This window comes from Xenorhabdus yunnanensis, assembly GCF_028598805.1.
In the GTDB taxonomy this organism is placed as follows: domain Bacteria; phylum Pseudomonadota; class Gammaproteobacteria; order Enterobacterales; family Enterobacteriaceae; genus Xenorhabdus; species Xenorhabdus yunnanensis.
Genome location: NZ_JAQRFI010000393.1, coordinates 1 through 204, shown reverse-complemented (window position 1 = coordinate 204; position 204 = coordinate 1). Strand labels below are relative to the sequence as shown.

Here is a 204-nt window from a genome sequence, read left to right as displayed (position 1 = left end):
TCTGATGAGGGAATGATATTTATATCGATAGATGACCATGAAGTGGTTAATTTATCCAATGTGTGCAATGAAATATTCGGTGAAGATAATTTCGTTGAAAGATTTATCTGGCAGAGTGGAAGAACCTCCGCATCCATTTTTACCCGGGAACATGAATATATCTTGGCCTATGCAAAAGACAGAACTCAATTAACTCATCTTGTT

The 204-nt window shown here is 36.3% G+C and carries 1 protein-coding gene; it reads left to right on the top strand.

Annotation, left to right across the window (positions count from 1 at the left end):
* Nucleotides 1-12: 12 nt before the first annotated feature.
* The coding region (locus tag PSI23_RS22715; protein ID WP_273557121.1) for a DNA methyltransferase at nt 13-204 on the top strand (192 nt) is incomplete at its 3' end.